We start from the raw sequence: 15,677 nt of genomic DNA on the forward strand, positions 1-15,677 counted from the left end.
CCTTTTGCCGACTCATTTATAACAGTTAAAACAAATAAAGCCCTGTCTAAAAAGTCATAAATTGACTTTTAGACAGAGCTACTTATGCTTCTTTAATGTTCCCGGCCTGAACCAATAATTCTTCAGCATGTTTTTTCGTCAAGCTTGTGATTTCAACACCTGAAATCATTCTTGCTATTTCCTTTACCTTATCATCAAAATTAAGCGGACGGACACTTGTTTTTGTACGGCCATTCTTCGTTTCTTTTTCGATATATAAGTGTGTATCAGACATTGCTGCAACTTGAGGTAGATGGGAAATACATAGCACTTGCGAATCAACCGACACTTTATAGATCTTTTCAGCAATTGCTTGTGCAACACGACCGCTGACACCCGTATCGACCTCATCAAAAATAATGCTTGTAATGCCACTATGCTTAGAAAAAATATTTTTCAGCGCCAACATAATCCGTGACAGCTCTCCGCCTGAAGCTGTTTTTGCTAAAGGTTTCAACGGCTCTCCCGGGTTAGTGCTAATATAAAATTCAACCTCATCAAGGCCGTTCTTGGAAATATCACGATGTGACAGCACTTGATTCGGTTCAGGTTTCCGGATAAATACCACTTCAAATTTGGTTTTTTCCATATACAGTTCTTTCAGCTCTTGCAAAATTTGCGCAGTAAGAACTTTCGCCATATCTTTTCGCACGTTAGAGAGTTTGATGGCTGCTTTCAGCAGTTCCTGTTTCTTTTCAATTAACTGCTTTTCAAGCTTAGCTAAATGCGTTTCCCGATTTTGCAGCGTCTCAATTTCCTCTTCAATATCGGCATAATACGCTAATATTTCAGCAATTGTTTTGCCGTATTTACGCTTTAGATTATTCAGCTCATTCAAACGGCTCTCAATAATATTCAGCCTTTCTGAATCATATTCGAGCATTTCATAAGAATTACGAATGGATAGCGATATTTCCTCAAGCAAATAATAGCTGTTTGAAATGGATTCTGAAAGATTTCCGGCATTTTCGTCTATTGCAGCGATATCCTCCATATTGCTTTTGGCAATCGAAAGCCAATCCAGCGCTTTTTGGTCGCCTCTCAATGCCTCGTATGCGGAATGTAATCCTTCATAAATCTTCTCAAAATTATTGATACGCTTTCTTTCTTCAAAAAGCTCATCATCTTCATTTATGCGCAAGTTTGCTTTTTGGATTTCATTATATTGAAAGGTTAAAAAATCCAGTCTGTGAACCGTTTGTCTCTCATCTTGATTCAAGCGGTTATATTGTTCATGTATCAGGCAGTACTCCTCATAAACCTTTTCGTAATCCTCATACACAGATTTAATATCATCGCCGCCGAACTGATCCAATAACGGCAAATGAAAATGATAGTCCATTAGCTCTTGATGCTCATGCTGTCCATGCACATCAATTAGCGATTGTCCGATCTCCTTCAGCATTCCGGTTGTGACCATCTTGCCATTCACTCTGCATACGCTTTTGCCATTAAGTGCGATATCTCTTCTGAGAATAATTACGCCGTCTGTTACATCAATTCCCAATGTTTCCGCCTTACTGTATACAGGATGTTCATCTCCCTGTACCATGAACATTCCCTCGATTTCGGCTTTAGTTTCCCCGTGTCTTACAAATTCCGATGAGCCTCTTCCGCCGGCTAATAAATTGATTGCATCAATAATGATACTTTTACCAGCCCCGGTCTCCCCGGTAAGAACTGTTAATCCGCTTGTAAACGAGAGTGAAAGCTCTTCGATTATCGCGAAGTTTTTAATGGAAAGTTCAACTAACAATGACGATCTCCCTCACTTTATAACATATCCAGGAAACGTTGCGTAATAACTTCTGCATCCTCTGTCTGACGGCAAATAATGAGGATGGTGTCATCTCCGCAAATCGTCCCTAAAATTTCATTCCAATCTAATTTGTCAATTAATGCGCCAATCGCATGGGCATTGCCGGGCAATGTTTTCATCACTAATAAATGACTTGTAGAGTCGATGCTGACAAAGGCGTCCATCAATGCACGTTTCAGCTTTTGTAGCGGATTAAACCGTTGATCTGCAGGTAGGCTATATTTATATTTGCCATCCATTAAAGGTACTTTCACAAGATGAAGTTCTTTAATATCCCTTGAAATTGTAGCTTGTGTCACGTTATAGCCAGCTTTCTTCAATTCATCCACTAAATCATCCTGTGTTTCAATATCATTGTTGGCAATAATTTCACGAATTTTAATATGTCGTTGTCCTTTATTCATAATGCACCTCTTCGTTCATTCGTACTGTTCGAATTGAATTTTTTGACAAATAGCTTGTTTACCTTTATTTATACAGTTTTTTGCATCATTTATATATTTCAAATCATAGACTATTTTAGAAAGCTTGTACATATTTAATTAATAATTATGCATATTTATTATGTTTTTATGTATAAATCTTGCTTATGCAAACTGTTATTCGCCTAGTCCGCTACGGAATGAAGTGCAGATGTAAATAATAAAACCCCCTAAGAAAAGTTCATTTTCTTGAGGGGTTTTATCTATATCTTTACTTTTTCAGTTGTTCATGAGCTTCATTTACAACTGTTTCAGCAGTTGTTGCTAATTGGTTCTCACCTGTTTCCTTCGTTCCGCTCCAGTGAAGGTGAACTAGGAATTCAATATTGCCGTCTCCGCCTGTAATCGGAGAGAAAGTTAGATGCTGTACGTCAAAGCCGAGCGCAAGTGAAAAATCAATAATTTTGTTAATAACTTGCAAGTGGACTTTGCTGTCGCGAACAATTCCTTTTTTACCGACTTGCTCTTTTCCCGCTTCAAATTGCGGTTTAATTAACGCTGCAACATCGCTGCCTGAAACGAGCAATGTTTTTAAAACCGGCAAAATTAATGTTAAAGAAATGAAGGAAACATCTATGCTCGCAAAGTTCGGCATTTCCCCTTCCAAGTCAGCAGGCGTCACATAACGGAAGTTAGTACGTTCCATAACGACAACGCGCTCATCTTGACGAAGCTTCCAAGCCAGCTGATTGTAGCCTACGTCCAAAGCATAGGATAATTTCACGCCGTTCTGCAGTCCACAGTCGGTAAATCCGCCTGTGGACGAGCCGATATCAAGCATCACCTTATCCTTCAGGTCAAGATTAAATTCTTTAATCGCTTTTTCCAGCTTAAGCCCGCCTCTTGATACATACGGCATTACTTTGCCTTTAATAGTCAAAACCGTGTCAGACGGGATTTTCTCACCCGGTTTATCCAGTCTTTCTTCATTCGCATAAACGAGTCCTGCCATAATTGCCCGTTTTGCTTTCTCTCTAGTTTCTGCCAGTCCCTGTTCAACCAGCATTACATCAATTCGTTCTTTTTTTATTTTCATCTTTCATGCCCTTTTTTGTTTTTGCGGTGTCATGCTTACTATTTTTGTAATGACATCATCAGTTGTTAAATGTATTTCTTCAAGAAGCTTGTTCACACTGCCGTGCTCAATGAATTTGTCCGGAATACCCATACGATCAATAACTGCTGTCTGATAATTATGGTCGTGCGCGAATTCCAATACAGCACTTCCGAAACCACCTTCAAGCATCGTTTCTTCAATTGTAAGGATCGGTATTTTTTTCTGCAACAGACTGTGCAGCATATCTTCATCAAGCGGTTTGATGAAACGCGCATTGACTACTGCTACAGATATGCCTTGCTTTTCTAATGTTTTTGCTGCTTCCATCGCCATCGGTATTGTCGTGCCGAAAGTAAGGATGGCCGCATCGTTTCCGGCCTTCAGTTCTTCCCACGTACCAATTGGGATGATTTTCAACTCTTCATCCATCGGAACGCCATATCCATTGCCTCGCGGATAACGCATAGCAATTGGACCATCATTATAATGGATAGCTGTATTAACCATATGTTGCCCTTCGTTTTCGTCTTTAGGCATCATCAATACTATATTAGGGAGATTTCTTAAAAACGAAATATCAAATACGCCTTGGTGTGTTTCACCATCAGCTCCGACTAGTCCCGCTCGGTCTATTCCGATAAACACGTTCAAGTTCGGTCGGCAAATATCATGAAGAACTTGATCGTATGCTCTTTGAAGGAATGTAGAATAAATAGCCAAGAACGGTTTCATTTCTTGAGTAGCCAAGCCCGCTGCAACTGTCGCAGCATGCTGTTCTGCTATACCGACATCAAACATGCGGTCAGGGAATTCCGAGGCAAATCCTTCAAGCTTCGAGCCGACAGGCATGGCTGGTGTAATCGCCACAATTCGTTCGTCTTCCCGAGCCAGTTTTCGAACTGTTTCACTTACTAATGAACTCCAGGCCGGACCTGAGGCGGTCGTTTTCACAAAGGCTCCTGTTTCGATTTTGTACGGACCTGTACCGTGCCAATTACCAACTTTATCTTGTTCTGCAGGTTTGTAGCCCTTACCTTTTTTCGTAATGACATGCAAAAGTACCGGACCCGATGTTTTCTTCGCATAACGAATATTTTCAATTAAATCGTCAAAATTATGACCATCGATTGGACCAAGATACGTAAAGCCCATTTCTTCAAAAAACATACCTGATACAAGCAAATATTTCAGACTGTCTTTTACTCGTTCAGCCGTAGCTGCCAACTTACCGCCAACAGCAGGTATTTTCTTCAGTAAATATTCCAGCTCATCTTTTGCTTTATTATACTTACCGGCTGTACGGAGTTGAGACAGTACATTATGCAATGCACCGACATTCGGCGCAATCGACATTTCATTGTCGTTTAAGACAACCATAATATCTTTCTTCGCATGCCCGATATGATTTAGCGCTTCTAGCGCCATACCGCCGGTTAAGGCCCCGTCTCCGATAATCGGGACAATATGGCTTTTTTCTTTCTTCAAATCTCGTGCTATCGCCATTCCCATTGCAGCAGATAAGGAAGTGGAACTATGACCTGTTTCCCACACATCGTGTTCGCTCTCGCTCATTTTAGGGAATCCGCATAATCCTTTATACTGTCGCAACGTATCAAACTGACCGGCTCTGCCGGTTAAAATTTTATGGACATATGACTGATGACCAACATCCCATAAAAACTTATCTTCCGGGCTGTTCAGCTCCCGGTGAAGCGCAATCGTTAATTCAACTACTCCTAGATTCGGACCTATATGCCCTCCGGTAACAGAAAGCTTTTGAATTAGAAATTCACGAATATCCTGACTTAATGCTTCTAATTCTTGTTTATTCATATTTTTTAAAAATGAAGGGTCCTTTATTGTTAGAAGATCCAACAGGATCACTCACTTTCTACAATTTCTATCTCTACACAAATGCTGTCTTTTTTCCAAAAAGACCGTTAACACTCAGTGTGATAACGGTCACGCAATTCGTTAATTCATACTATATGGTTGTTTTTAATAGCTTATTCTAGGTCAATATACCATAAAACCTATGTAATCACAAATTAATAACTGCCAATCATTGACTGCGTTACATGTTTCTTTCCGCTACAAGTTTGGTTAAATCCATTAAATAGCTATTTTCAAACCGAATACTTTCTAATGCATGAATTGCTTGATTAATTTCTGCCGCCAACTTTTCTTTAGCCCCATTAAGCGTCAATAAAGCAGGATATGTGCTTTTATTGTTATCAACATCACTTCCAACCGGTTTTCCGATCAGTTCTTCGTTTCCTTCAACATCTAATATATCGTCGCGGATTTGAAAGGCCAGTCCCAAATGTTTCGAGAATTTACGTAAAGCATCCAGCTGATCATTGTCGGCCCCCCCTAAAATTGCCCCGGTTATAATACTGGCGGAAAGGAGTTTTCCGGTTTTATGCTCATGAATATACTCTAACTCTTCTAAACTGATAGTCTTGCCTTCTGAAGCCATATCGACTGTTTGACCGCCGATCATTCCTTCAGCTCCCGCGCATTGTGCTATTACTTGCATAATGGCAATCTGCTGTTCTGCCGTCACTTCTGTCTGATTCATTTCCGAGAGGACACCGAAGCTTAGTGTCAGCAAAGCATCACCGGCTAAAATGGCATTTGCCTCTCCAAATACAATGTGATTGGTCGGTTTTCCCCGGCGCAGACTGTCATTGTCCATTCCCGGCAAATCATCGTGAATCAACGAATACGTATGGATCATTTCAATACTGCACGCGACCGGTAAGCCGATTGATGTGTCTTTTCCTAGCGCATCAAGAACGGAAAAGACGAGCATCGGACGAATCCTTTTACCGCCGGCCTGCAGCGAGTAATCCATCGCTTCCTTTAAGACTGCAGGCGCATTAAGTTGTTCAATATATTTCTTTAATTCCTGTTCAATCAGTTCTTTATGCGTTTGTAAAAATTGGCGAAAAGACAAAGAAGACATTGACTAGTCCTCCTCTTTCACTTGAAACGGTTTTAATTCTCCGTTTTCATCCAATATTTGCACAAGCTGTTCCTGCGCAGCCGCTAACTTGCCATGGCAAATCTTTGATAAGTCCATTCCTTTTTTATAAATCGTAATCGCTTCCTCCAATGGAACATCCCCTTCTTCAAGCAATTCTACGATATGCTCCAGCTGCTCCATTGCTTCTTCAAATGTCAATTCGTTTTCTTTACTCATTTAAATGCACTCTCCTTACTTTCCTTCACTTCGCAAAGAAGTTGGCCATCCTTTAATACAACAGAAATTTCATCGCCCTTTTGCACTTGACTCCTGCTCTTGATCAATTGTTCATTGCGATCAAACGTTATGCTGTATCCTCGTTCCATAATATTTAATGGGTTGAGCAATGATAATTTGCTTACGACCGCGGAAAACTTTTGTTCATGTGTCTGAACAGAAGTGTTCATCGCTCTCGTGATTTGTTTTCTGTATCTGAGCAGCAACTCAGAATTCATATCAATGCGCGCTTTCGGATTGTGCTTATTTAAAGCATTGTATACATTTTGCAAAATATCTGTCTTTTTTGCATAAAAGCGCTGACTTTCCTTTTGAAGTCTTTCGACCGTGCGATCAAGCTGTTCAACCTTTTGCTGATACAGCTTTTCCGGATAACGGAATGCATACGATTTGTCCAGCCTTTCAAGAGCCACTGTTCGCTGCTTAACTTCATTTGTTATGAATGTCGTCATTTTAGTTGTATAGCCTGTTATTGTCTTTTTTAGCTCCAAATAATGAGGAACGGCCAATTCAGCTGCAGCCGTTGGTGTTGCAGCGCGAATATCCCCGACGAAATCTGCAATTGTCGTGTCCGTCTCGTGTCCGACTGCGGAAATGACCGGGATTTTCGAAGCAAAAATGGCTCGCGCTACTTTCTCCTCATTGAAAGCCCATAATTCTTCTATAGAACCTCCGCCGCGCCCTACAATTAAGACATCGATGTCCCCTTTGTCATTCGCGGTTTGGATTGCCTGCACGATAGAGTTCGGAGCCTGCGGACCTTGAACGAGCGCCGGAAAAAGCACTACATTTCCCATTGGATACCGTCTTTTCAGCGTCGTTATAATATCCCTTACTGCTGCTCCTGTCGGTGAAGTAATGACACCGATTTTCGAAGGATATAACGGAATAGCCTTTTTATGCTGCGGGTCAAATAATCCTTCTGCCTGCAGACGTTCCTTCATTTGCTGAAAGGCCACAAAAAGATCACCAACACCATCCGGATGCATCTCACGCACATAAACTTGATAATTCCCGCTCTGTTCAAAGACAGATAGCTCTCCTCTCGCAAGAACCTTCATGCCGTTCTCAGGCTTGAAGATGAGCCCATGGCTTTGTTTCGCAAACATAACGGCTGAAAGACGCGCCTTTTCGTCCTTTAGAGTGAAATACATATGACCGCTAGAATGCTGCTTAAAATTCGAAATTTCGCCTTTTATGTAAATATCACGCAAATTGGGATCATAGTCGAATTTTCTTTTAATGTATTTTGTTAAGGCACTGACTGTAACATACTGTTCAATGCTCATCCGCAGTACCTCCTTTAATTTTTTTTAAAACTATTGCTTTTTAAAACGGGATAAAAAAAACTGCCCTCTTGCTATTATAAACAAAAGGACAGATTTATTTAAACAATTTCAACGACTTATTTCAAAGAGAGTGTTTTACGTGCTGATTTCAGCGTATTATGCATAAGCATCGTAATTGTCATCGGGCCGACACCCTTCGGAACAGGCGTAATGTAAGAAGCAATTTCTTTCACTTCGTCAAAAGCAACGTCTCCGCATAGCTTTCCTTCTTCATCACGGTTCATGCCGACGTCGATTACGACAGCTCCCGGCTTTACATGCTCAGCAGTGATAACATTTCTTTTGCCAACAGCTACAACCAGAATATCAGCTTCTTTTGTATATTTCGCCATATCAGTTGTTTTCGAATGACAATACGTAACAGTCGCATTTTTATTCAGCAAAAGCTGACCTTGCGGCTTGCCGACGATATTACTTCGCCCGACAACTACTGCATGCTTGCCGGCAGGGTCGCAGCCGATGTGTTCAAGCATAACCATAACGCCATATGGCGTACAAGGATAATACGTATCTTGTCCAATCATCATTTTCCCGACATTAACCGGATGGAAGCCATCTACATCCTTCTCAGGGGAAATCGCCTCAATGACGGCATCCTCATCAATATGTTTTGGTAAAGGCAATTGAACTAAAATGCCATGAATTTTTTCATCATTGTTAAGCTCATCAATTTTTGCAAGCAGCTCTGCTTGTGATGCCGTTTCAGGAAGCCTAATTAAAACGGAATGCATTCCTAATTGTTGACAGGCTTTTTCTTTCATGGAAACATATGTTTTTGAAGCTTGATTATCTCCTACTAAAATAACAGCCAGACCAGGTGTTACACCTTTTTCCTTTAATTCTGCCACTTGCAGGGCGATATCTTCTCGCACTTTTTTCGCAATTTCTACCCCATCAATGATGATTGCTGCCATTCCAATCTCCCTCTCTTTGCCATTTATAATCTATATTTTATAAATGTAAGTGCAGCTTCACTTTAGAAAGTACTGCATTTACAAATTTACTTGATTGGTCGTCTCCATATGCTTTAGCAATTTCAATGCTTTCATCAATAACAACGTTCACTGGTACATCCGTGCTTTTCAACATTTCAAATGTAGCGATACGAAGGATATTGCGGTCAATATTGCCTAATCTTTCGATTGTCCAATTTTCTAAATTTGCTTTTAAAATTTCGTCGATCTGTTCAAGATTGTCTACAGCGCCAACTACAAGAAACTCTAAGTAAGCATCTTTTGGTTGATCTTCTAATACATTAAGAATCGCATCCTGCACATCCGTTTTGGCAAGATCGATTTGGAATAAGGCCTGTAGAGCCTTTTCACGGGCTGTTCTGCGTTTCATATAGTAACTCCTTTTAATCACTTTCTGTAGCTCGTCGCTTTTTCACCTAGTAAAAACTATAGCATAAACGAACATTGAAAGGTAGTATTTCGAATAATATTAAGATATTGAAAAAATTCATAGAAAATTCATCTCGATACTGATATCTATCGCTCTAATATCTTCAGTATAGCCTTGAAAGTATAGTCTATTCTATACGTTAATGCAAGTAGAAACAGCGCCTCGAAATGTCTTTCCAACCTAAAAAAGTCTAACCTTTTAGTTGCGATAAACGCAACATAAAAAGTTAGACTATTTTTAGGAAGTACATTACGCTTCTTGTGTTACCTCGTCAGCTTTCGCTGATTCAAATGTAACACCGACAACATGAATGTTCACTTCATCTGCTTCTAGAGCTGTCATGTTCATTAACGCTTGACGAATATTGTCTTGAACCTCTTGGGCAACTTTAGGAATAGAAAGACCGAATTTCACCATGCAATAGATGTCAATTTTGAAACTTTCCTCAGAAAGCTCAACCTTTACACCTTTCCCATGATTTTTTTTGCCTAGCTTTTCAACTACACCTGTAGCGAAATTACCTCTCATTTGTGCAATTCCTTCTACTTCGTTAGCAGCGATTCCTGCAATTACTTCAATAACTTCAGGCGCGATTTCTACCTTACCTAAGCTATTATTTCCTTGAGTCATTTCAAGCATATTGTTCTGCTCTGCCATAATAACACCTCCAGCTTTACTCAATCATTAAGAGCCCATTACATCATGGTTTTCCAAGAACTTCGTGTTGAATTCTCCATCAACAAAAGTCTCGTGCTGAAGCAACTTCAAGTGGAACGGAATTGTCGTATGAATGCCTTCAATTACAAATTCACTTAAAGCACGTTTCATTCGATCAATCGCTTCTTGACGTGTTTTACCGTGAGTAATGACTTTAGCAATCATACTATCATAAAATGGCGGAATTGTATAACCCGGATAAGCGGCAGAATCTACCCTTACGCCATAACCGCCCGGCGGAAGATACATTTCGATTTTCCCGGCTGAAGGCATAAAGTTCTTGCTTGGGTTTTCCGCATTGATTCGGCATTCAATAGACCAGCCGTTAAAAGTTACCTCATCTTGAGTTAAACAAAGTTTCTCTCCGTTTGCAACACGAATTTGCTCTTTGATTAAATCAACACCAGTTACCATCTCAGTAACGGGATGCTCAACTTGAATACGCGTATTCATTTCCATGAAGTAAAACTTTTTATTTCTATAATCATAAATAAATTCTACTGTGCCGGCACCTGAGTAATCAACCGCTAAAGCAGCTTTTACAGCAGCTTCTCCCATTGCAGCACGAATTTCTTCGGTAATAGCAGGAGATGGTGTTTCTTCCAGCAATTTTTGTAATCGTCTTTGAATTGTGCAATCACGTTCACCCAAGTGAATCGCGTTTCCGTGATTGTCAGCCAATACTTGAATTTCTACGTGACGGAAATCTTCAATATATTTTTCTAAATATACACCAGGGTTGCCGAATGCAGTAGCAGCTTCCTGTTGTGTGATGTTGATGCCTTTTACAAGCTCATCTTCATCTCTTGCAACACGAATTCCTTTACCGCCTCCGCCTGCTGTTGCTTTAATGATGACAGGGTAACCAATTTTATTGGCTGTTTCCTTACCATGTTCAATATCTTGGATGATGCCGTCAGATCCCGGAACAATCGGAACTCCTGCAGCTTCCATCGTATCTCTCGCAACGTCTTTCGTACCCATTTTGGAAATCGCTTCCGGAGAAGGGCCTACCCAAATGATATCGCACTCTCTACACAATTCAGCAAAGCTTGCATTTTCCGCTAAGAAGCCATAACCCGGATGGATCGCATCACAGTTTGTCTTTTTAGCAACACTTATAATATTCACAGTATTCAAATAACTATCTTTAGAAAGAATCGGTCCGATGCAATATGCCTCATCTGCAAGCTGAACATGCAACGCTTCACGGTCACCTTCAGAGTAAACCGCTACAGACTCTATACCTAATTCTTTACATGCACGGATAACACGAACAGCAATTTCTCCTCTATTTGCAATCAATAGTTTCTTTATCATCTTGTTACAGCTCCTTATTCAGCTCTTACTAAGAATAATGGTTGGCCATATTCTACAAGCTGTCCATCTTTTACAAGAATTTCGACAATTTCCCCTTTTACTTCTGCTGTAATTTCATTGAAAAGCTTCATAGCTTCAACGATACATACAACATCGTCATCAGAAACTTTTGAACCGACTTTTACATATGCTTCTGCATCCGGTGATGGAGATTGATAGAAAGTTCCTACCATAGGAGAAGTAACTTTATGAAGATTTTCATCAACTGTCTTCACTTCTTCTTTTGCAGCTGGTTCTGCTTGAACTGCCGGAGTTGCTTTCTCTGCTGCCGGAGCTGCCGGTTTAACTTCAGTAGCAGCCGTCGGAGCTGCCGGAGTCGGAATTGAAACTTGAGGAACAACTACACTTCCACCTGACTTTTTCATTTCAATTTTAGTCCCGCTTTGCTCATATACAAATTCCTGAATGCTTGAACTATCCACTAATTTAATTAATTCTCTGATTTCTTGTACTTTTAACAACGTACTGCACCCCATTCCCTATTATTAAAAAACCACTATTGATATCATAATATAATTCCTGTACTAATACAATCTTTGAATGCGATTTATCTGAAGATTTCTAAAAAAACCTAATAATCTTATCTTTTTCTGCCTTTTTATGTAAACTAATGGTTTAATTTTTCATTATATGTCATTTTTATTCCAAATATGTAAGTGCTGTTATACAATATCAATAAAATGGATTTTTGTGGAAATGAAAGTTTCGAATGGATAAAATAGAGCAAATTAAAACAGATGATCTCAACAGCAAGAATGGTTTGGTTATTAAAGCTACCTTTGTATCTGTCATCTTAGCCGCCATGGTGGATACTTTTTTACAAAAAGAATTAGCAATCATCTAATCTATAATAATCGCAGGCGGAATCAGAGTCGGAATTGTCGCACTTATGCACACAATGAAAAAAGGCACCCATTTTATTCCTCACATAGCTTCCTTCCTTGTAGCCATTGTCTTGTACATCATTATGTAAAACAGCATTTCGCCTACAGCCTTCACGCTAGTATATTTTGTCCTGGCAACGTGCGCTATGTATATGTCCCCTATCATCCTTCGTTTAGGATTTCTTTTAGGCTTGCTGATGAACTCTACGTTTATAGTTCGTTATCACGAAGAACTTAATCTTGAATTTGCTAATTTTGCAATTGTATTCTTGCTGTAACCAATCCAATACAATTACTGATATTAGAAATTCGCTTATAGATACAAGATCAATGGTCGAGAAATCCACTTCATTGTCCGAACAATTATTAGAAAAAGCCCAATTCGCTGAGACAAATGCCGTTGACGGTAACTCTTATATGACCAACCTGGAAAAAGATTTTAAAGAATTCGCTATGCAAATGGATGTTATAGCAGCGAAAATGTCTGTGCTTTTTAATGAAGTGACCGAAGCATCTGTCTATGTGAAGGATATCCAGAACATTGCCCAACAAACAAATTTGCTCGCACTAAATGCTTCCATTGAAGCTGCGAGTGTAGGGGACAATGGAAAAGGATTTGCCGTTGTCGCTGAGGAAGTACGCAAGCCCGCAGAAACATCGAGAATAACAGCAGAGCATATATCACAAAATCTTGCAGCACTTCATACCGAGACAACCGATGCAAATGAACGCATCCAATCTGCAGCAAAAATCAGCACAAAAAATACCGATATTGCCATAAAAGCTAAACAACGTTTTACCACAATCGTTGATAATGTCTCAGACTTAAAGAACCACATTACATAGTCTTATACGTTCATGACAGGTATTGAAGACTCCGCTAAAAGGGTGGACGATGCGATGGATGATTTCAGCGCAATTATTGAGCAAGCCAATGCAAAACTGCAGCAACTAGCATCGCCTACCACTCTCCAAACAACCCAAACAACTGAATACAGAAAATTAATAGCTTTAATAAAGGAAACCGATCAGTCTTTGCAAAACTTAACTAATTTGCATGAAACCCAACTTTAAATTATCACGGAATAATAGTTAAATTATAAAGAAAAACCGTTACCGGACCTTTTTCATTTTTGCATATGTCTCTTGAGTTTACTTCAATGAAAAACAGGGCATTTGACAGTCATTACAGACTGTCGAATGCCCTGTCCTTATTTTTAGTTTCAGTTACTGGATTTAGCTTGCTTGACCTCAACAGTCACATTTTCTACATCCGGGATCTCATCAAATACTAACCTGATAATATCATTCGTTTGCCCTTTCGTCAGTTCATCTGACTTAACAGTCACTTTCACTTGTTCTCCATCCGCCTGCACAAACGCTGCATCAAAATTCATATCGACTATGAAAGTTTCAAGAATTGTTTCTTTTTGATTGATTGTTCGGAGTTGCTTAATCATTTCATTGGCTTCATCTCTTTCTGCCGCTGTCAACTCTGTATTTGATAGTCTGATTGTCAGTTCCTCAATTAAACGATTTCGCTCATCTGTCACTTCCATGCGCATTGTTTCGAAAGTTTGGTCACTTCCTGTCGGTGATACCTCTTTTGTGCTACTTTTCTCACCAGTTTCCGCATCATTTTCTCCTGCATCCTGCTGTTTTTCACCATCCGCCCCCTGCTCTTCCGCTTCATTGCTCTCATTGTTTACAGTTGTCGCCATATTTGTACCTTGATTAGGGTCAAGCGTTACATAGTAGACTGATAATACAATTACTAAACTCAGCATCGTTAAAAGCCAAACCGTTTGTTTCTTTAATAACATTCCAATTCCTCCTTATTTTTTCGGCATTACTGCAACCTTATGGGTCGGTATATCCAATACACGTGTTACAGCTTCAACAATCCATTTTTTTATAGTCACGTCATCGGCTCCTTTGGCAACAACAAGAACTCCTCTTACTTCCGGCTTTTGTGTTTCCTGCACAACCGGTACCTCTTGATCGCCATTTCGAACAATGACCACTTGTTCATCATCTGATATATCTTCCACCGTGCGCTTGCCGCCTTCACGGTCAGTTTCATCCGTCACTTGCTTTTGGTTCACCCGATTCTTCTGGTAAACTTTCTTTTCAGTAGCCTCCACATTGACGACAATCGTCACATCTGAGACGCCGTTAATTGCCTCTAGAGCTTCTTTTACCGCATGCTCAAAACTTTCCTCATAATCAGCGATTGTTTTGTCAGAGCTCGTTCCTTTATTGCCGAACGTCTCTACATCTTCTGTTTTTTCCTGTTCAAACACCGGAACAGCTTCATTCGATGCGAAGTTCTGAGACTGTGATGAAAAGAAATCGCTGACCATCATAAGCATGACTCCTAATACCAGTAACGCCAACAAATAAAAGTATAAAGTCGGCTTCTTTTTTTGCGCTTTATCTGCCGGGTGTTGATCTTGCTTCCATAATTTCTTGATCCATTTGAGAAACCTATGATCCTCTTTCAAAATAAAGTGCCCTCCTTTCAACATTTCTATAGAGTGTCTCCACCCCATATACCGACAGGGTATAGATAGAAAGGTTCATTTCCCCCAACTGAAATGTTGAAGCATGCTTGGTCCAACAAAAGATTTCACGAGATAAAATTTGGTCTTGGACTTGCCGCTTCAATTCGCCGAGCCGAATTGAAAATCGACTTCAATTTGTTCTGCATCTATACCCCATTGAGTTGCCAGGAACTGTGTAATATCATCAGATTGTTCACTTTGCTCGGTTAAAGATTTTTTCGTATCAATATCTACTACGCGGACTGTTTCAATCGCATTATCATTTTCATGCTCGGCAAGTATGACTGATATGACTGCTATGTCGTCTGGAATGACAGGATTGTCAAGGGTCTTTAAGGACACTTCTATATGTTCAAAGGCATAATTATATCGATTGATCAACTCCTCTTCTCCATCCGTTTTTAATTGGACAGCCACTTCTTCTAAAATATATGCGGAAGTAACAGCTTGTATTTCTTTTTTCTTGCTGTCTATTAAAATTTCCATATTTTCACCCTGCTCATTATTGATAGACATCGCCGTTTCTACTATTTCATCGATATCCGTTGACAGCAGTTTGAAAATCGGCGAAAGCATAATCGTGATCAGCAATAATCCAATGACCATCTTGGCATATTTGCGCATCGCTGTATTCGGCAAGAGCATGTCCATAATGGTTGCAAGAATAATGAAAATGATAATATTAGTGACCCAGCCAGTCAGATAACTCATCCACTT

The 15,677-nt window shown here is 39.9% G+C and carries 18 protein-coding genes; 3 read left to right on the top strand and 15 right to left on the bottom strand.

Annotated features, from left to right (window positions below; translation table 11 throughout):
• Positions 1-82: 82 nt before the first annotated feature.
• The 12 genes from recN to accB all read right to left on the bottom strand — a co-directional run bounded on the left by recN (position 83) and on the right by accB (position 11,988).
• The gene (gene recN / locus IEO70_RS06860) at positions 83-1,795 is read right to left on the bottom strand and encodes a DNA repair protein RecN (RefSeq protein WP_190997629.1); all 1,713 of its coding nucleotides are present in this window, start codon (positions 1,793-1,795) and stop codon (positions 83-85) included.
• A 17-nt stretch (positions 1,796-1,812) separates the two neighbouring features.
• Positions 1,813-2,262 carry a transcriptional regulator AhrC/ArgR gene (gene ahrC / locus IEO70_RS06865; protein WP_190997630.1) on the bottom strand — a complete coding sequence of 150 codons (450 nt, stop codon included), beginning with the start codon at positions 2,260-2,262 and terminating at the stop codon, positions 1,813-1,815.
• Positions 2,263-2,551: 289 nt separating this feature from the next.
• Positions 2,552-3,376 (bottom strand): TlyA family RNA methyltransferase, encoded by an 825-nt coding sequence (locus tag IEO70_RS06870; RefSeq protein ID WP_190997631.1) that lies wholly within the window; start codon positions 3,374-3,376, stop codon positions 2,552-2,554.
• Between the two features lie 3 nt (positions 3,377-3,379).
• Positions 3,380-5,272 carry a 1-deoxy-D-xylulose-5-phosphate synthase gene (dxs, locus tag IEO70_RS06875; protein ID WP_190997632.1) on the bottom strand — a complete coding sequence of 631 codons (1,893 nt, stop codon included), beginning with the start codon at positions 5,270-5,272 and terminating at the stop codon, positions 3,380-3,382.
• Positions 5,273-5,471: 199 nt separating this feature from the next.
• Positions 5,472-6,365, bottom strand: coding sequence for a polyprenyl synthetase family protein (locus tag IEO70_RS06880; RefSeq protein WP_190997633.1), 894 nt, complete (start codon positions 6,363-6,365; stop codon positions 5,472-5,474).
• A 3-nt stretch (positions 6,366-6,368) separates the two neighbouring features.
• Positions 6,369-6,602 (bottom strand): exodeoxyribonuclease VII small subunit, encoded by a 234-nt coding sequence (locus tag IEO70_RS06885; protein ID WP_190997634.1) that lies wholly within the window; start codon positions 6,600-6,602, stop codon positions 6,369-6,371.
• Positions 6,599-7,951, bottom strand: a complete 1,353-nt coding sequence (gene xseA, locus IEO70_RS06890) for an exodeoxyribonuclease VII large subunit (RefSeq protein WP_190997635.1) — start codon at positions 7,949-7,951, stop codon at positions 6,599-6,601. Before xseA ends, IEO70_RS06885 begins: the two co-directional genes overlap by 4 nt.
• Positions 7,952-8,067: 116 nt before the next feature.
• Positions 8,068-8,925, bottom strand: coding sequence for a bifunctional methylenetetrahydrofolate dehydrogenase/methenyltetrahydrofolate cyclohydrolase FolD (gene folD / locus IEO70_RS06895; protein ID WP_190997636.1), 858 nt, complete (start codon positions 8,923-8,925; stop codon positions 8,068-8,070).
• Between the two features lie 37 nt (positions 8,926-8,962).
• Positions 8,963-9,355: a transcription antitermination factor NusB gene (nusB, locus tag IEO70_RS06900; protein WP_190997637.1), complete on the bottom strand. Its 393-nt coding sequence runs from the start codon at positions 9,353-9,355 to the stop codon at positions 8,963-8,965.
• Positions 9,356-9,664: 309 nt separating this feature from the next.
• On the bottom strand, positions 9,665-10,072 hold the full coding sequence (locus tag IEO70_RS06905) for an Asp23/Gls24 family envelope stress response protein (protein WP_190997638.1): 408 nt from the start codon (positions 10,070-10,072) through the stop codon (positions 9,665-9,667).
• 27 nt (positions 10,073-10,099) lie between these two features.
• Positions 10,100-11,452 (bottom strand): acetyl-CoA carboxylase biotin carboxylase subunit, encoded by a 1,353-nt coding sequence (accC, locus tag IEO70_RS06910; protein WP_190997639.1) that lies wholly within the window; start codon positions 11,450-11,452, stop codon positions 10,100-10,102.
• Between the two features lie 14 nt (positions 11,453-11,466).
• Positions 11,467-11,988 (bottom strand): acetyl-CoA carboxylase biotin carboxyl carrier protein, encoded by a 522-nt coding sequence (gene accB, locus IEO70_RS06915; RefSeq protein ID WP_190997640.1) that lies wholly within the window; start codon positions 11,986-11,988, stop codon positions 11,467-11,469.
• A gap of 233 nt (positions 11,989-12,221) precedes the next feature.
• Here accB and IEO70_RS20190 point away from each other — a divergent pair, with 233 nt between their 5' ends.
• From IEO70_RS20190 to IEO70_RS06925, 3 genes are all read left to right on the top strand, one after another.
• The gene (locus tag IEO70_RS20190) at positions 12,222-12,356 is read left to right on the top strand and encodes a hypothetical protein (RefSeq protein WP_268938722.1); all 135 of its coding nucleotides are present in this window, start codon (positions 12,222-12,224) and stop codon (positions 12,354-12,356) included.
• A gap of 280 nt (positions 12,357-12,636) precedes the next feature.
• Positions 12,637-13,242 (top strand): methyl-accepting chemotaxis protein, encoded by a 606-nt coding sequence (locus IEO70_RS06920; RefSeq protein ID WP_206711515.1) that lies wholly within the window; start codon positions 12,637-12,639, stop codon positions 13,240-13,242.
• A 54-nt stretch (positions 13,243-13,296) separates the two neighbouring features.
• Entirely contained in the window at positions 13,297-13,470 is a 174-nt protein-coding gene (locus tag IEO70_RS06925) for a hypothetical protein (RefSeq protein WP_190997641.1), read from the top strand.
• 149 nt (positions 13,471-13,619) lie between these two features.
• On the opposite strand, the gene IEO70_RS06930 is transcribed toward IEO70_RS06925, so the two are convergent.
• From IEO70_RS06930 to spoIIIAF, 3 genes are all read right to left on the bottom strand, one after another.
• Complete coding sequence (locus IEO70_RS06930) at positions 13,620-14,219, bottom strand: SpoIIIAH-like family protein (protein WP_190997642.1); 600 nt, start codon at positions 14,217-14,219, stop codon at positions 13,620-13,622.
• 12 nt (positions 14,220-14,231) lie between these two features.
• Complete coding sequence (gene spoIIIAG, locus IEO70_RS06935) at positions 14,232-14,900, bottom strand: stage III sporulation protein AG (RefSeq protein WP_235973519.1); 669 nt, start codon at positions 14,898-14,900, stop codon at positions 14,232-14,234.
• A 159-nt stretch (positions 14,901-15,059) separates the two neighbouring features.
• The gene (gene spoIIIAF / locus IEO70_RS06940; protein WP_190997644.1) at positions 15,060-15,671 is read right to left on the bottom strand and encodes a stage III sporulation protein AF; all 612 of its coding nucleotides are present in this window, start codon (positions 15,669-15,671) and stop codon (positions 15,060-15,062) included.
• Between the last annotated feature and the right edge of the window lie 6 nt (positions 15,672-15,677).

It is taken from the genome of Peribacillus faecalis (genome assembly GCF_014712675.1).
Classification (GTDB): Bacteria; Bacillota; Bacilli; order Bacillales; family DSM-1321; genus Bacillus_AD; species Bacillus_AD faecalis.